Source organism: Paraburkholderia sp. SIMBA_054 (assembly GCF_046534875.1).
Lineage (GTDB): Bacteria > Pseudomonadota > Gammaproteobacteria > Burkholderiales > Burkholderiaceae > Paraburkholderia > Paraburkholderia hospita.
The window spans coordinates 1-246 of record NZ_JAWRXV010001413.1 but is presented as its reverse complement, the minus strand read 5'-3'; the positions used below and the strand labels follow the sequence as shown (position 1 = coordinate 246).

General features: G+C 64.2%; 1 protein-coding gene. It reads right to left on the bottom strand.

The window, feature by feature from the left end; all coding sequences use genetic code 11:
* Positions 1-246: ABC transporter permease subunit (locus tag SB822_RS59705; RefSeq protein ID WP_410859458.1), on the bottom strand; the 246-nt coding region annotated here is incomplete at both ends.

The window sequence follows — 246 nt, the reverse complement described above, 5'->3', positions numbered from 1 at the left end:
GCGAGCGAAACGGGAGCTCGTTGACGAAGAGCACCGACGCGATCGAGGTCAGCTTCAAGATGCCGATGGTGTCGTTGGCGAGGCCGGGGATCACCGCCCGCATGGACTGCGGCAGGATAATGCGGCGTAATGTCAGCAACGGTCCCATGCCGAGCGCCGCGGCCGCGATGGATTGCGAGCGGTTCACCGACAGAATGCCGGCACGAAACAGTTCGGCGCTGAACGCCGCCTCGTTCAGTGCGAAGC